The following is a 15,219-nucleotide window of genomic DNA, read 5'->3' as shown; positions in this document are numbered from 1 at the left end:
CGCCGTCTCGCGGGCGCGCTCATCGCGCCGGGGCGGCGAGGAGGCCTTGGGCGCGGCCCTCGCCGAGGAGCCAACGGTGAAAGGCGCGCGCGCCCGGCTTCTCCAGCGAGGTGGGGTTCCACGCCAGATGATAGGGCTCGGGCAAGGGCAGTCGCAGGTCGTAGGGAATCACCAGACGCCCAGATTCCAGCTCCGGCCCGATGAAGGCCGTCTGCGCGAGAACGAAGCCCTGCCCGGCGATCGCCGCGTCGATCGCGCTGCCGGACAGGCCGTATGTCACGTCTCCGGACGGCGGATGCCGGCCGACGAGCCGTCCCCAGTCCTGCCAGCCGGGACCTGCCGTGAAGCGCGGATTCCATGCGATATGCAGAAGGGGAAAGCCGAGGACGTCCTCCGGCCCGGACAGGCGATGCCCTTCGATCAGCGCGGGCGCGCAGGCCGGCACGACATGGTCGGTGAAGAGCTCCACGCGATGCGGCGGATGGATGCGGCCGCCATAGTAGATGCGCATGTCCGCCTCGCCCCGCGACAGGTCGGGCTCCTCGTCGGCGCCGACGAGCGCGATGCGGGCATGGGCGTCGAGATCCGTCCAGTCCCGCATCCGGCGGCCGATCCATTTGCCGAGCACGGTCGTCAGGCAGGACAGGACGATGATGTCGTCGGCCGCGTCCCCCAGGATGGCGCCGGCCTCGTCGAAGGCCGCGAAGCCCTCGCGGATCCGCGCGTGATATCGTGTTCCGAGCGGGGTCAGGCGGAGGCCCCGTCCGTCATGGTGCACGAGCGTCGCCTGCAGCGCGTCCTCGAGCTTGCGGAGCTGCTGGCTGACCGCGCCCGGCGTGACACCGAGATCGAGCGCGGCCAGGGCGATGCTGCCGGTCCGCCCGAGCGCGTCGAAGGCCTGCAACGCTTTCAAGGGAGGCTTGGAAGGCATGGGAATCCTCCTGCCGGCAACGCCCTGCGATAGAGGGATCAGGACCGGAGGCCATCAGCTAAACTAAATCGTGGAGCAGAAAAACTGCGCTTCGCCTTCGGCGCCGCGCGGGCATACTGCTCTTCACAAGACTGGGTCTGCCGTCGGGGTGAGCGCATGACAAGATCGGACAAGCTCAAGCTCGGCACGTTCGTCTACACCTTCGGCTTCCATCCGGCGGCATGGCTGCATCCCGGCAGCGATGTGCGCGGCGCGAACGATCTTCGCCACCTGATCGAATGCGCGACCATCTCGGAACGGGCGAAGCTCGACTTCATGTTCTTCGCCGACAGTCCGGCGAGCGCGGTCGGCGACGCGGACGCCCTTGCCCGCAATCCCACCAAGATGAACCGCTTCGAGCCGATCACGGCCATCACGGCCCTGTCTCAGCACACGGACCGGATCGGCTTCGTCGCCACGGCCTCGACCAGCTATTACGAGCCCTACAACATCGCCCGGCTCTTCGCCTCGGCCGACCACATCGCGCGCGGCCGCATCTCCTGGAACGTCGTGACATCGGATCACGACGAGACGGGCTACAACTTCAACCGCGAGGGCCTGCCGCCGCATGCCGAGCGCTACGAGCGGGGCGAGGAGTTCATCGACACCGTCTTCGGCCTTTGGGACAGCTTCGAGGATGACGCGCTGCTGCTCGATCGGGCGAGCGGTCTCTACCACGACAAGGACAAGCTTCACGCCCTCGACCACAAGGGCAGGCACTTCCAGGTGCGCGGCCCCCTGAACATCGCGCGCACTCCGCAGGGGCGGCCGGTGATCGCGCAGGCGGGCGGCTCCGAACAGGGCATGGAACTCGCCGCGCGCACGGCGGAAATGGTGTTCTCGCTCGCCTCGAACATCGAGAAGAACCGAGCCTTCTACGCCAATGTGAAGGGAAGGATGGAACGGTACGGGCGAGACGCGAACGATCTCAAGATCCTGCCCGGCATCGTCATCAATGTCGGCGAGACGCGCGCCGAGGCCGAGGCGAAGGCCCAGGAACTCGTCGACCTCATGCACCCGGATGTCGGTCTCCTGATGCTTCAGGAGTTTCTGGAAACGGATCTCCACGGCGTCGCGCTCGACAAGCCTTTCCCGATGGACAGGATGCCGGAGAAGGCCAAGGGCTCGAAGGCGATGTTCGAGGAACTGAGGGACTTCGTGACGAAGGGGCATACGATGCGCGAACTGATCACGCACTATGCGCGGCGGCATACGGGCAACGGCCTGACCGGCACGCCGACGGACGTCGCCGACTTCATGCAGGAATGGTTCGAGACCCGCGCGGCCGACGGCTTCATCCTGATGTGCCCGACTTTGCCGGCGAGCCTTCAGGACTTCACGCGCCTTGTCGTGCCGGAACTGCGCCGGCGCGGTCTGTTCCGCGAGGAATACGAGGGCTCGACGCTGCGGGCCAATCTCGGCATCTCGACACCGCCCAATCGCTACGCGGCGGCGCGCGGGGGCGCGTGAGCATGGTGGAATCGGTTGCCGCCCGCATGCCGCCCGAGGACCCGTATGACGCGACGGGCGAGGCGGACCTTCCCGCGCCCGCCTTCCGGCCGGGCGACGCCGAGAGCTTCCGGCGCGCCTGGCGCGGCATCGGCTCGACGGTGACGCTGATCGCCACCGAGCACCGGGCCGTGCGCCACGCGATGCTGGCGACGGCCGTCAGCTCGGTTTCGATGGAGCCGCCGTCGCTTCTGGTCTGCGTCAACCATTCCGCCTCGTCGCACGCGGCTCTCTGCGAACGAGGGGCGTTTTCCCTCGGCATCATTGGATCGAGCCAGCGCGACCTCGCGGCCGCGATCGCCGAGGCTCCGTCCGCGCAGCGCTTCACGCACGGCACCTGGCGGCGGATCCGGGCATCGGGAGAGGCGATCGACGGCCTGCCCTGGCTGGAGGAAGCCCGGACGACGCTCTTCTGCGCGATCGATGCGCGGCTCGACTACGGCACGCATTCGATCCTGGTCGCCCGGATCGCGAACGCGACCGAAGCGCGCGAAGCCGATCCGCTGATCTATTGCGACGGGAGCTACGGCCGTTTCGCGAGTCCGGCGGCCTGAGCCGCCGTCTGTCAGAGATCGAAGATCTTGCCTGGATTGAGAATGTTTGCCGGATCGAGCGCCCGCTTGATCTGCCGCATCACGTCCAGCGCCTCCCCGTGCTCGGCTTCCATGTAGGATTTCTTGCCGAGGCCGACGCCGTGCTCGCCGGTGATCGTGCCGCCGACGCGCAGCGCCATCTCGATCAGGCGGGCATGTAGGCGGCGGATATCGTCCATTTCCTTCGGGCTGTCGGGGTCGAAGAGCATGACGAGATGGAAGTTGCCGTCGCCGACATGCCCGTGCAGGGGCGCAAGGACGTTCGCGGCGTCGAGCTCCGCCCGGATGGCGTGGATCACGCCGGGAAGCTCGGTGACCGGCACGCAGACATCGGTGGACAGGCTCTTGCAGCCCGGCCGCAGCGCCCGCGCCGCGTAGAGCGCCGAATGGCGCAGCTTCCAGAGCGCGCTATAGTCCTCCGGCGTGTCCGCCGGACGAACGACGGCGCCGCGCGCGGCGGCGAGTTCGCCGAAGACGTCCATGTCGGCCGCGACCTGGGCCGCCGCCCCGGCCATGTCGATCATCAGGCTCGGCTTCTCCGGAAGGTCCGTGCGGTTGTAGAGGTTGATCGCCCGGACCTGCGACGCGTCCAGAAGCTCGATGCGGTTGAGGGCGAGGCCGCACTGCATCGCCTCGACCACCGTTTCAGTGGCGTCGTCGATCGTGTCGAAGCTCGCGAGCGCGGCCGTGTTCTTTTCCGGTACGCCATGAAGGCGCAGCGTCAGCTCGGTGATGATGCCGAGCGTGCCTTCGGCACCGACGAAGAGCCGCGTCAGGTCGTATCCCGACGACGACTTCCGCGCCCGTCCTCCGGTGCGCACGACGCGGCCGTCCGGAAGCACGACGGTCAGGCCCAGGACGAGGCTGCGCATCGTGCCGTAGCGGACCGTGATCGTGCCGGACGCGTTCGTGGACGCGAGGCCGCCGAGCGTCGCATGCGCGCCGACATCGATTGGAAAGAACAGCCCGGTCGCGCGCAGGTCCTCGTTCAGCGCCTGCCGGGTGACGCCGGCTTCCACCGTGCAGTCCATGTCGCCGGGACTGATCCGCAGGATCCGGGTCATCCGCGACAGGTCGAGGGACAGCCCCGCGCGCGCCGCCTGGACCTGGCCCTCGATGCTGGAACCCGCGCCGAAGGGCACCACGGGCAGGCCGTGCCTGTGACAGGCCGCCACCGCCGCCGCGACCTCCTCGGTGGTCTCTACCATGAGCACGGCGTCCGGCGGCATGGCCGGATGCCAGCTGTCGCCGACGGCATGCTGCTCCCGCAGCGCGTGGCCGCGCTCGATGCGCCCCGGGAAAAGGGCGTCGAGTTCCGCCCAGGCCGGAGAGTCGTGAGAGGGCGCCGTATCACCCATAGCGTCCGATCCTTGATTCATCTCGCCTCGTCCGCGCGGCGGTCGCACGGAAGGACGTGCGGTCGGCGCCGGGGTCCAGCTCTCAAAACAGCGTCCCGCCCGCGATCGGTGCGGATGTCATCGCCGCTGGCCGCCCGTCGGTCTCACGCGGGCTTCAGCAGCATGGCCGCGCCGCGATCGAGATAGGTTTCGAGGAACTGCGTCAGGCGCGGATGGCGCGGGTCCGAGAAGACCTCTCCCGGCGTGCCGTTCAGGAGGATGCGGCCGTGGTCGAGGAAGGCGATGCGCTGACCGACCGTCGCGGCGAAGCCGATCTCGTGGGTGACGACCACCATCGTCATTCCTTCCTCGCCGAGCTTGCGCATGACGTTCAGCACCTCGCCCGTGAGTTCGGGATCGAGCGAGGCCGTCGGCTCGTCGAAGAGCAGGATCTTCGGCTCCAGCGCAAGCGCCCGCGCGATCGCGACGCGCTGCTGCTGGCCGCCGGACAGCTCCGACGGGTAATGATGGGCCCGCGCTTCGAGCCCCACATGGCGGAGCTGGGCCATGCCGCGTTCCTCGGCATTCTTGCGCGACAGGCGCCGCACGGTGACGAGCGCCTCGGTGACGTTGCCGAGCGCCGTCATGTGCGGCCAGAGGTTGAACTGCTGGAACACCATGCCGATGCCCGAGCGCACCTCGCGGATGCGCTGGGGGCCGAGGCGCACGCGCTTGCCGTCCGGCCGCTCCTCGAAGCCGAGCGGCCGGCCGTTGACATGGATCGTGCCCCCGGTCGCTTCCTCCAGGAAGGCGATGCAGCGCAGAAGGGTCGATTTTCCCGAGCCCGATGGACCGATGAGGCAGGTGGTGGCGCCGCGCGCGATCTCGAGGTCGATGCCGTGCAGCACCTCGGTTTTGCCGTAGCTCTTCGACAGGCCGCGAATGGAAACGGCGGGCTCGGTGGAGGACGTCATGCGAACCTGAACTTGGAAAGCCGGCGCTCGGCCGCCCCGCCCGCCCAGCCGCAGGCTTCCACCAGCAGCCAGTAGACGAGCGCGAGCAGGAACATCGCCTCGACGAAGGCATATTGCTGGGAACCGAGGGCGCTGATCACGGCGGTCATCTCGGGCACGGCGATGATCGACAGGACGGCGGTCTCCTTCAGAAGGATGATCGCCATGTTCACGCATTGCGGCAGGACCAGCATGGTCATCTCGGGCACGATGATGCGCCGTAGGGTCTGGACGCGCGTGAAGCCGAAGCATTCGGCCGCTTCCACATGGCCCTTCGGCACGGCCTTGAACCCGGCGCGGAAGATCTCGGAGAAATAGGCGGCGGCATAGACGGTGAGGCCGAGAAGGCCCGCCGGAACCGGGTCGAGCTTCAGCCCGACATAGGGACCGCCGAAATAGAGAAGGAAGATCTGCACGAGAAACGGCGTGCCGCGCAAAATCTCCACGCAAAGCCGCAGGACGAGGCCGAGGGGTGTGGGGCCGAAATGGCGCAGCGCCGCGACGAGGAAGCCGAGAAGGGCGCCCCCCGCCATGGACGCGAGCCAGATGGAGAGCGTCACCTTCAAGCCGGACACAAGAGCCGGCAGCGCGGAAAGAATGACGGAAGGGTCGAAGCTCATGCGAGCCGCCCCCGGCGCATCATCCGCTCGGCGAAGGCGCCGCCGCCCGCGACCAGCCAGTTGATCGCGAGATAGATGCCGCCCGCGACGGAATAGAAGAGCAGCGGCCGGTAGGTCGAGGCGGACAGATTCTGCGCCATGCGCGTCAGTTCGATGACGCCGACCACCGAAATCAGCGAGGACGCCTTGAGGATCAGGATCGCCTCGTTGACGAGGGCGGGAACTGTGAGGCGCAGCGCGATCGGCGCGCGGATGCGGCGGAACTGCTGCCAGGGCGTGAGCCCCGCCATGTCCGCCGCCTCGATGAGGCCGCGCGGCACGCTCATGAAGCCGCCGCGCAGGTTCTCGGCCTGATAGGCGGCGGTGCAGAGCGACAGCCCGATCAGGGCCGCGACGACGCTCGGCACGCCGATGCCCAGCGTCGGCAGGAGGTTGTAGATCAGAAGAAGCTGCACGAGGAGCGGCACGCCTCGGAAGAAGCTGACGAAGGTCGCGGCGGGCCAGCGCAAGACGGGGCGGGGCGAAAGCTTCGCCGCGCAGACGGCGATGCCGATCACGAGGCCGATCGCGATCGACGCGAAGCTGAGGACGACGGTGTAGCCCGCTGCCGTCAGCATCAGTTCGAACAGTCGCATGGACATGGGGCTATCCCGCGTTTCCGCCGGGCGGCGTCGCGGCCGCGACGAAGACCGGCTTCTTAGAAGGCCGGTTCGGGCGCGACGTCGGGCGTGTCGAAGGACGTGCCGAACCACTTCTCCTGCATGGCCTTCATCCGGCCGTCGCCCTTGATCTTGACCAGCGCGGCCTGCACTGCGTCGAGCAGCGCCTGATCGTCCGGCTTCTTCGTGCCGATGAAGCCGAAATAGCTCTTCTGGCCGAAGGGCGGCGTCACCACGGCGAAGGTGTCCGGCTGCTTGGACGCGACATAGGCGATATTGGGCAGGGAATTGGCGACGGCCACGATGCGGCCGGCGGCAAGATCGGCATAGGCTTCGTTGAAGGCCGGATATTCGCGCGTCTCGACCGGCTTGGACAGCGTCTTGCCGAAGGCCTGCAACTGCGCGAGCTGCGCCGTCGCCTTGCCGGCGCCGACCGTCTTGCCGGCGATGTCCTCCGGCTTGGTGATCGTGTCGTCCTTGGCGCCCTTCAGGATCGCCACCGTCGCCTCGGCGATCGGCGACAGGAAGCGGTAGCGTTCCGTGCGGGCCTTGGTGATGGTGGCCGGCCCCGCGACCATGTCGAACTGGCCGGCTTCCAGCGCCGGGAACACGCCGTCCCAGGGCAGCTCGACCCATTCGATCTTGACGCCGAGCTCCTTGCCGATCTCCGCGAAGGCATCGACGTTGAGACCCGCGTGGTCGCCCGCCTCGTCGATGAAGTCGAAGGGCGCGAAGGCGGTCTCGGTCCCGACCTTCAGGACGCCGGCGGCCTTGACGCGGGCCAGCGCGTCCTCCGCATGCGCCATCGCCGGCGCCGACAGCGCCATGGCCAGCCCGAGAGCGGCTTGAAGGAGGATGCGCTTGTTCATGCCGGTCTCCCGCTGGACGAAGGGTGGGTCGAAGAACGGCGCGTTCGCCGACGCTATGCCTAGACATAACAGCCTCCGACACGCCGAATGTCAATTCGCAAGGCAGAGCGCGACATGCGCATAAATCAGGCAGCCGGCGGCAGAGGCCATCGGTCGCCGGGAGCCGGTCTCTATCGCGGTGCGCTCGCCGCGAGGCACAGAAGTTCGAACAGCATCTGCGCGCCGCATTGGGCGGTGTTGGAACTGGCATCGTATTGCGGCGCGACTTCCACCACGTCGCCGCCGACAAAGCGAATGCCTTGCAGGCCGCGCAGGATCTCCAGCACCTCGCGCGGCATCAGGCCACCGACCTCGGGCGTGCCGGTGCCGGGCGCGAAGCCGGGATCGAGACTGTCGATATCGAAGGAAACGTAGGTCGGACCGTCGCCGACGACCGCCCGCGCCCGGTCGACGATCTCCGCGATGCCGAGCTTCGGCACTTCGTCACCGTGGATCACGGTCATACCGGAGACATAGGAGAATTCCCAGAGATATTCGGCGCCGCCGCGGATGCCGATCTGGATGGTGCGCTCGGGGTCGAGCGTGCCTTCCAGCACCGCCTGCCGGAACGGTCCGCCGTGGTGGAACTTCGAGCCCTCGTAGACGCCGCCGGTGTCGCAATGAGCGTCGATATGCACCATGCCGACCGGGCGCTCGCGCCCGACCGCCGCCAGGATGGCGCGGCTGATCGAATGGTCGCCGCCGACGGCCAGCGGCACGACGCCCGCCGCGACGACGCGGCCGAAGAAGTCCTCGATGTCCTCGTGGCAGGATTCGAGGCTGAAGCGCGAGCGGAAGGGCACGTCGCCGACATCGGCGACGCGGCGATCCGCCATCGGCGTCATGCGCAGGACATGCTCGTAGGGGCCGACGCGCTCGACGCTGCGCACCGCCCTCGGGCCGAGCCGCGCGCCGGCCCGGTTGGTGACGCCGAGATCCATGGGCACGCCGATCAGCGCGACGTCCAGCCCCTCGAAATTCGTTTCGACCGCATCGGCACGGAAGGGCGCGTCGAGAAAGGTGGCCGGATCGGCGAAGGGCCATTTGCGGCGATCGCTTTCGGAGAACTGCTGGCGGGCGGCCTTGGCGAAGTCCGGATCGTCGATGTCTCCGCCGGTGGCCCCGAGATAGCGCTTGCGCAGAGCGTCGAGCTTGCGGTCATCCATTTCGCGTTTCTCCAGCCCGACGATCCGCCGAATCGACCGCCCCGGCCGAACCGCCGCCAGCATAGGATCGACGCGGCAAGAGCGCCATGCGCCACGATCCGGCGGGACGGGGTGGACCTGACGGCGCAACCGTGCAGCATGCGCCTTGGCCGGCCGAGGCCGAAGAGCATCGTGCATGAGGAGCGGAATTTGACCAGGACGCCGCCGCATCGGTTCCAGCCGCTCGATTCGGGCGCCGTTCCGCGCTTCGCCGGACCCGCGACCTTCATGCGGTTGCCCTTGGCCGAGCCGCACGAGGTCGACATCGCCCTCGTCGGCGTTCCGTTCGACGGAGGGACCACGAACCGGACCGGCGCGCGCCACGGTCCGCGCGAGATCCGCAACCAGTCCAGTCTCGTGCGCCGCGTCCATCACGTGACCGGGCTGTCGCCCTTCGATGCCCTTCGCGTCGCGGATTGCGGCGACGCGCCGGTGAATCCGCTGGACGCCACAGAAAGCCTGACGCTGATCGAGACCTTCTTTCGCCAAATCTGCGCAGGCGGCGCTCGTCCGCTGACGGTAGGGGGCGACCACCTCGTCACGCTGCCGATCCTGCGCGGTCTGCGACCCGCGGCGCCGCTCGGGCTCATCCATTTCGACGCCCATTCCGACACCTACGATTCCTTCTTCGGCAATCGCTACAACCACGGCACCCCGTTCCGGCGGGCGGTCGAGGAAGGGCTCCTCGACCCGGCGCGGATGATCCAGATCGGCATTCGGGGCGCGGTGTCGGATGCCGCGAACTACGACTGGGCGCGGGCGGTCGGCATCCGCATCGTCTTCATGGAGGAGTTCGTCGCCAGGGGACCGGCCGACGTTATGGCGGAAGCGCGCGCCATCGTCGGCGACCGCCCGACCTACGTTTCCTTCGACATCGACGGCATCGACCCCTCGATGGCGCCGGGAACGGGAACGCCCGAGATTGGCGGCTTCACGACGCGCGAGGCGCAGATGCTCGTCCGCCTGCTCGGCGGCCTCGATATCGCCGGCGCCGATCTCGTGGAAGTGTCGCCGCCGCTCGACCCGACGGGCCTCACCGCCCTGACGGGGGCGACGATGCTTTTCGAGATCCTCTGCGCCATGACGGCGCGGGAGAGGGCGGACGTCGAGCCCTCCTGACCTTGGATCCGGGCGACGGCGATCCGGCCGTCGACCCGGCCCCTGCGGGTGACGGGAGGCGGACCGTCACGGAGGGCCTGGAGGGGGAAGGGCGCAGCCGAAGTCGCGCCGGTCCTCGGTGAGCGTCATGACGAGAGGGCGCCCTTGCCCGTCGCAGACGGCGTGCAGCTTGGAGTTCAGGCCGCCTTTGGTGCGTCCGATACGTCGGGGAACATCCCCCCTTTGAGAAGGCTCGCCGCCGTGCGGTGGGCCTTCAGGTGCGTGGCATCGATCATGAGGCGCTCGGGCCTCGGCCCTTCGCCCACGAGCGCGGCGAAGATGCGGTTGAAGACACCCAGCCGAGACCGGCGGATGAAGCGGTTGTAGAGCGTCTTGCGCGGCCCGTAGTCCACGGGCGCATCCTTCCACTGCAAGCCGTTGCGGATCAGGTAGACGATGCCGCCCACCACGCGACGGTCGTCCATCCGGGGAACCCCATGCGCCGGGAAACTCCCTTCAATGCCGAAGTGAATCGCGCCTCAAACCAGATCAACAGGTCCCGAGCCGAATCGATCACACTGATCCGCAAGCCCATGACGATCGTCAGAATGCCTCCCAGTCGTCGTGGTCGGCGGCCTGGGATAGGGCCGCGCCGCCCAACCCTCGGCTGCGCAATTGGGGAACGGCGTTTGGGATCGAGACCGGATTGAGCCCTTTCGCAGCGAAGTCCACGGATGACGATTTTGGTGGAGTGCCCCCATCGATCTTGAAACGCTCGATCATGGCCCCCAACCGATCCGTCTCGAAGGTGAGGTTCTGCGCGGCTGCCGTCGTTTCTTCGACCATCGCCGCATTCTGCTGGGTCACTCTGTCCATCTGATCCGCCGCCGCGCAGACTTCGCCGAGGCTCCCGGCCTGCTCGCGCGCACTGTCCGCGATGACCGACACGACTTCCGCCATGGCCTTCACCTGCCCGACGATCTCTTCGAGCGAACCGCCCGACGAAGAGACCAAACCGACTCCGCGATCGACTTGAGCACTCGATGTCGCGATCAGGATCTTGATTTCCTTGGCAGCTTCCGCCGAGCGTTGGGCCAATCCCCGTACCTCGTGGGCCACGACCGCAAAGCCCTTGCCTGCCTCGCCGGCTCTGGCGGCCTCCACCCCCGCATTCAAGGCAAGAAGGTTCGTCTGAAAAGCGATCTCGTCGATGACGCCGATGATCTTGGCGATCTGGGTGGAGGACCTCTCGATCTCCGCCATCGCTGCTATGGCGTGGCCGACAACCTCACCGCCTTTCTGCGCATTGATCTGGGCCGTCGATGCGGAGGTTTGCGCCTGTCCGACGCTGCTGGCGGTCGCGTTGATCGCCGCGTTGACTTGGCCGAGGGCGGCGACGGTTTCTTCCAGGGTCGCCGCCTGCTTCTCGGTGCGTTGCGCGAGATCGTTCGAGGCGGTCGTGATTTCGCTCAATCCGGCACGAATGGCACGGACGGTGCGCGCCACGGCGCCGAATGCCTGCTCCAGCTCACCGACACTCTCATTGAAGAGGACTTGAATACGCTCGTATTCCGGCGAGCAGGGCTGTTTCAGGCGAACCGTCAGATTGCCCTCCGAAAGCTGCGCGAAGCCGAACTCGATCTCGGCAATGAAGGCTTGCAGTGCGGTGAGCCGAGCCTCGGTCGCCTCATCATGCTTCAAGCGAAGCGCGTCGCTGACGTTGCGTGCCTTCTCGGCCTCGGCATGGAGTTCGGCAGCCTGCCGCTGGGCCGCGGAGGAACTCTCCATAGCGCTGTATGTCTCTTGGAAGGCCTTCCGCAGCGCATGGACGATCAGCATCAGAACGCCGGCCTCCAGAAGAAGAATGGCGGCATGGATGGGGACGCGCGCGAGATTGACCTCTCCCGGAAACACCATCGCCGGCAGAACGAGGCTTAGGAACAGGTGATGGACCGCGGTGAAAAGCGTGAAGGTCACGATCGGTCGCCAGTCGATCCAAGCGGTGCAGATCGCGAGGATAGCAAAGAAATAGAGGTGGATGTCGGACTGGAGCGGCGAGCCGGTGAATGAATAAAGAAGCAGTGCGACCAATGCCGCCTGCACCACTCCCGACATGGTTCGCGTCGTCGGCCCGATAGGGTCGAGCTTCCATGTTACGGTTCCGACTAGCGCCAGAGCGAACCCGCCACCCACGAGCAGCAGCGGATCTCCCGTTGACCCTCCCGTGAGTCGAAGAAGGATCAGAGTAAAGTTGATCCAAAGCAAGACGGTGGTGATGAACCCAGCGCGCAGACGCATGGTTTCGATCATACTCATGGAAGGGCTTCCCTTCGGTAGGCTGAAAATAAGCTTCCGTCGAAAACAAGGACCGCGCCGGCCGAAAACAGTCGCTGAACATAGCCGGGTGACATGCCCTCAGAAAGAGCGACCCACGGCACCTGACTGCTTCTGACGACTTTCCCGCCGGCATCGGCGATCACATCGAGAACGTGTCGAGGTGGGCTCCACGGAGCCACCACCACGGCGATCCGAAGGCTGTGAGGCACGACCGCGATGCCCAGCGAGACCGCTCCGCTGATCGCAAGATTGATGATCAAGATCAGAACCGACGAATAGGATCGAGAGCGCATCAAAGCTGATACTGACATGCAACTTTTAATTGCTTCATGTCATGTCGTCTCATAAAACGTTTAATCATCCGTATTGCATAGCAAGTGATCTGACGTTTCGGGGGCCTGTCCGCCTCCCGACTTCGCTCCATCTAGCAATGCTTTTTCGCGTTGCGACGTCGGCCCGCAACGTCGGCAGTGGGACTGGCGGTGATGGGTCGCTAAGAGCTTCGAAGGGGATGTCGCCGCTTTCCCAACTTCCACCAGGGTCGTCTCGATTGGCAGCAAGGTCGTGCGGATCACGAGCGGCATCGGCCTGCATGTCAGACTATGCCCGTATGTTGGTATGCCAAGTTATGGCACATCAAGAGGCTTCGGGCCGCTTTGCCGGCGATCCTGCTCATTCTCCTCGGACGAGCCGAGTGTTCAGCCCATGCGTTCGGAGGCGTAGCCGCCCGGCGAGGCGGGGAAGACCACGGTGCGGTCGCCGTTCAGGAAGACGCGGTGGTGGATATGCGCGTGGATCGCGCGCGACAGGACCTGCGCTTCGACATCCCGGCCGATCGAGACATAGTCCGCCGCCGACTGGGCATGCGTGATGCGGGCGACGTCCTGCTCGATGATCGGACCCTCGTCGAGATCGGCGGTGACGTAATGGGCCGTCGCCCCGATCAGCTTCACGCCGCGCGCATAGGCCTGCTTGTAGGGGTTCGCCCCCTTGAAGCTCGGCAGGAAGGAATGGTGGATGTTGATGATGCGCCCCGACATCCTCTGGCACATCGTGTCCGACAGGACCTGCATGTAGCGGGCAAGCACGATCAGTTCGGTGCCGCTGGTCTCGGCCAGCGCCAGAATGCGCGCCTCGGCCTCCGTCTTGTTCTCCTTCGTCACGGGAATGTGGTGGAAGGGAATGTCGTGGTTCACCACGAGCTTCTGATAGTCGAGATGGTTCGAGACGACGCTGACGATGTCGATCGGCAGCGCGCCGATGCGCCAGCGGTAGAGGATGTCGTTGAGGCAGTGCCCGAAGCGCGAGACCATCAGCATGGTCTTCATTCGGGCCGCGCCGTCATGGAAGGCGTAGGTCATGGCGAAGGGCGCGGCGACCTCGGCGAAACCGTCTTCCAGCTCGGCCCGGCCGACGCCCTCTTCCGAGCGGAAGCCGACGCGCATGAAGAAGCGTCCGGTGTCGAGATCGTCGAACTGCGCCGAGTCGACAATGTTGCAGCCCTTGGCCGCCAGATAGCTGGAGATCGCCGCGACGATGCCGCGCGTCGAGCGGCAGGAGACGATCAGAACGAAGCGGGACGGGGAGATGGCGTCAGACATCGAGCGTCGTTTCGTGTTCCCAGGCCGTGAACTGGCTGCAATGGGTGTCCCATTCGCGCTTCTTCAGGGTGAGGAAGGCGCTGGAGAAGTCCGAGCCCATGGCGGCGCGGAGGTCCTCGTCCTTCTCGTATTCGCGCAGCGCGTCGAGAAGGTTGAGCGGCAGCCTCGGCGCGTCCGTGATCGTATGGCCCTCGCGATACATGTCGATGTCGCGGTGCGGGCCGGGGTCGGCGCGGCGGCGGATGCCGTCGAGGCCGGCGGCGATCACGATGGCCTGGAGAAGGTAGGGGTTCACCGCGCCGTCGGGCAGGCGCAGCTCGAAGCGGCCCGGCCCGGGCACGCGCACCATGTGGGTGCGGTTGTTGCCGGTCCAGGTGACCGAGTTGGGCGCCCAGGTCGCGCCGGAGATCGTGCGCGGCGCGTTGATGCGCTTATAGGAGTTCACCGTCGGGTTGGTGATCGCGGCGAGCGCCGAGGCATGGCTCATGATGCCGCCGAGGAAGTGCCGGCCCTGTTCCGAGAGAGCGAAGGGCATCGACTTGTCGGCGAAGGCGTTGTGCGTCCCATCCGTGTTCCAGACCGAGATGTGGCAATGGCAGCCGTTGCCGGTCAGCCCCTTGAAGGGCTTGGGCATGAAGGTGGCGCGCAGCCCGTGCTTCTCGGCGATGGATTTCGCCATGAACTTGAAGAAGGAATGCTTGTCGGCGGTGGCGAGGGCATCGTCATATTCCCAGTTCATCTCGAACTGGCCGTTCGCGTCCTCGTGGTCGTTCTGATAGGGCTTCCAGCCGAGCTCCAGCATCGCGTCGCAGATCTCGGCGATGACGTCGTAGCGGCGCATCAGGGCCTGCTGGTCGTAGCAGGGCTTCTCGGCCGCGTCGTAGTCGTCGGAGATCCGCGCCCCGTCGGGCGTGACGAGAAAGAATTCGGGCTCGACCCCGGTCTTGACCCGGAGCCCCTCGGCCGCCGCCTCCGCCACGAGCCGCTTCAGGACGACGCGCGGCGCCTGCTCGACGGGCTTGTCCTCCATCACGCAGTCGGCGGCGACCCAGGCCACGTCCCGCTTCCAGGGAAGCCGGATCACGGAGGTGGCGTCGGGCACGGCGAAGAGATCGGGATGGGCCGGGGTGAGGTCCAGCCAGGTCGCGAAGCCGGCGAAGCCCGCCCCGTCCTTCTGCATGTCGCCGATCGCCTGGGCCGGCACGAGCTTGGCCCGCTGCCCGCCGAAGAGATCGGTATAGCTGATCATGAAGTAGCGGATCCCATGCTCGGCGGCATAGGCGGAGAGATCGACGGTCACGGCTTGTCCCCTCGGATCGGTGTGGCGCGGAAGCTGGCGGTGGGTCCGGCCCGCCTCTCCCCCGAAGCC

At 66.7% G+C, this 15,219-nt stretch carries 14 protein-coding genes and 1 pseudogene; 3 read left to right on the top strand and 12 right to left on the bottom strand.

The window, feature by feature from the left end:
• Positions 1-19: 19 nt before the first annotated feature.
• Complete coding sequence (locus IEY14_RS12950; RefSeq protein WP_188909036.1) at positions 20-931, bottom strand: LysR substrate-binding domain-containing protein; 912 nt, start codon at positions 929-931, stop codon at positions 20-22.
• Positions 932-1,087: 156 nt separating this feature from the next.
• On the opposite strand from IEY14_RS12950, the gene IEY14_RS12945 reads away from it, so the two are divergent.
• Both IEY14_RS12945 and IEY14_RS12940 read left to right on the top strand, forming a co-directional pair.
• Entirely contained in the window at positions 1,088-2,440 is a 1,353-nt protein-coding gene (locus tag IEY14_RS12945) for an LLM class flavin-dependent oxidoreductase (RefSeq protein ID WP_188909034.1), read from the top strand.
• Between the two features lie 2 nt (positions 2,441-2,442).
• Positions 2,443-3,033 carry a flavin reductase family protein gene (locus tag IEY14_RS12940; RefSeq protein ID WP_188909032.1) on the top strand — a complete coding sequence of 197 codons (591 nt, stop codon included), beginning with the start codon at positions 2,443-2,445 and terminating at the stop codon, positions 3,031-3,033.
• Between the two features lie 11 nt (positions 3,034-3,044).
• Here the strand turns inward: IEY14_RS12940 and IEY14_RS12935 are convergent, their stop codons facing one another.
• The 6 genes from IEY14_RS12935 to speB (IEY14_RS12910) all read right to left on the bottom strand — a co-directional run bounded on the left by IEY14_RS12935 (position 3,045) and on the right by speB (IEY14_RS12910) (position 8,775).
• Complete coding sequence (locus IEY14_RS12935) at positions 3,045-4,430, bottom strand: FAD-binding oxidoreductase (RefSeq protein WP_188909029.1); 1,386 nt, start codon at positions 4,428-4,430, stop codon at positions 3,045-3,047.
• A 143-nt stretch (positions 4,431-4,573) separates the two neighbouring features.
• Positions 4,574-5,383, bottom strand: a complete 810-nt coding sequence (locus tag IEY14_RS12930) for an amino acid ABC transporter ATP-binding protein (protein WP_188909027.1) — start codon at positions 5,381-5,383, stop codon at positions 4,574-4,576.
• Positions 5,380-6,042 (bottom strand): amino acid ABC transporter permease, encoded by a 663-nt coding sequence (locus IEY14_RS12925; RefSeq protein ID WP_188909025.1) that lies wholly within the window; start codon positions 6,040-6,042, stop codon positions 5,380-5,382. The genes IEY14_RS12930 and IEY14_RS12925 overlap by 4 nt, the downstream gene beginning before the upstream one ends.
• Positions 6,039-6,683, bottom strand: coding sequence for an amino acid ABC transporter permease (locus IEY14_RS12920; protein ID WP_188909023.1), 645 nt, complete (start codon positions 6,681-6,683; stop codon positions 6,039-6,041). The genes IEY14_RS12925 and IEY14_RS12920 overlap by 4 nt, the downstream gene beginning before the upstream one ends.
• A gap of 56 nt (positions 6,684-6,739) precedes the next feature.
• Positions 6,740-7,570 (bottom strand): transporter substrate-binding domain-containing protein, encoded by an 831-nt coding sequence (locus tag IEY14_RS12915; RefSeq protein WP_188909021.1) that lies wholly within the window; start codon positions 7,568-7,570, stop codon positions 6,740-6,742.
• 170 nt (positions 7,571-7,740) lie between these two features.
• The gene (speB, locus tag IEY14_RS12910) at positions 7,741-8,775 is read right to left on the bottom strand and encodes an agmatinase (protein ID WP_188909019.1); all 1,035 of its coding nucleotides are present in this window, start codon (positions 8,773-8,775) and stop codon (positions 7,741-7,743) included.
• Between the two features lie 267 nt (positions 8,776-9,042).
• Between speB (IEY14_RS12910) and speB (IEY14_RS12905) the strand changes: the two genes are divergently transcribed.
• Complete coding sequence (gene speB, locus IEY14_RS12905; RefSeq protein WP_244639475.1) at positions 9,043-9,933, top strand: agmatinase; 891 nt, start codon at positions 9,043-9,045, stop codon at positions 9,931-9,933.
• 117 nt (positions 9,934-10,050) lie between these two features.
• Here the strand turns inward: speB (IEY14_RS12905) and IEY14_RS12900 are convergent.
• The 5 genes and pseudogenes from IEY14_RS12900 to glnT all read right to left on the bottom strand — a co-directional run.
• Positions 10,051-10,445 (bottom strand): annotated as a pseudogene (locus IEY14_RS12900) (IS5 family transposase); the annotation flags it as partial.
• Between the two features lie 70 nt (positions 10,446-10,515).
• Positions 10,516-12,228: a methyl-accepting chemotaxis protein gene (locus tag IEY14_RS12895; protein ID WP_188909015.1), complete on the bottom strand. Its 1,713-nt coding sequence runs from the start codon at positions 12,226-12,228 to the stop codon at positions 10,516-10,518.
• Positions 12,225-12,509 (bottom strand): hypothetical protein, encoded by a 285-nt coding sequence (locus IEY14_RS12890; protein WP_188909013.1) that lies wholly within the window; start codon positions 12,507-12,509, stop codon positions 12,225-12,227. Before IEY14_RS12890 ends, IEY14_RS12895 begins: the two co-directional genes overlap by 4 nt.
• A gap of 438 nt (positions 12,510-12,947) precedes the next feature.
• Positions 12,948-13,850, bottom strand: a complete 903-nt coding sequence (gene purU, locus IEY14_RS12885; protein WP_188909011.1) for a formyltetrahydrofolate deformylase — start codon at positions 13,848-13,850, stop codon at positions 12,948-12,950.
• Positions 13,843-15,150 carry a type III glutamate--ammonia ligase gene (gene glnT, locus IEY14_RS12880; RefSeq protein ID WP_188909009.1) on the bottom strand — a complete coding sequence of 436 codons (1,308 nt, stop codon included), beginning with the start codon at positions 15,148-15,150 and terminating at the stop codon, positions 13,843-13,845. The genes purU and glnT overlap by 8 nt, the downstream gene beginning before the upstream one ends.
• Positions 15,151-15,219: the final 69 nt, after the last annotated feature.

Source organism: Aureimonas endophytica (assembly GCF_014642635.1).
In the GTDB taxonomy this organism is placed as follows: domain Bacteria; phylum Pseudomonadota; class Alphaproteobacteria; order Rhizobiales; family Rhizobiaceae; genus Plantimonas; species Plantimonas endophytica.
This window is presented reverse-complemented; position numbering and strand designations above follow the sequence as displayed.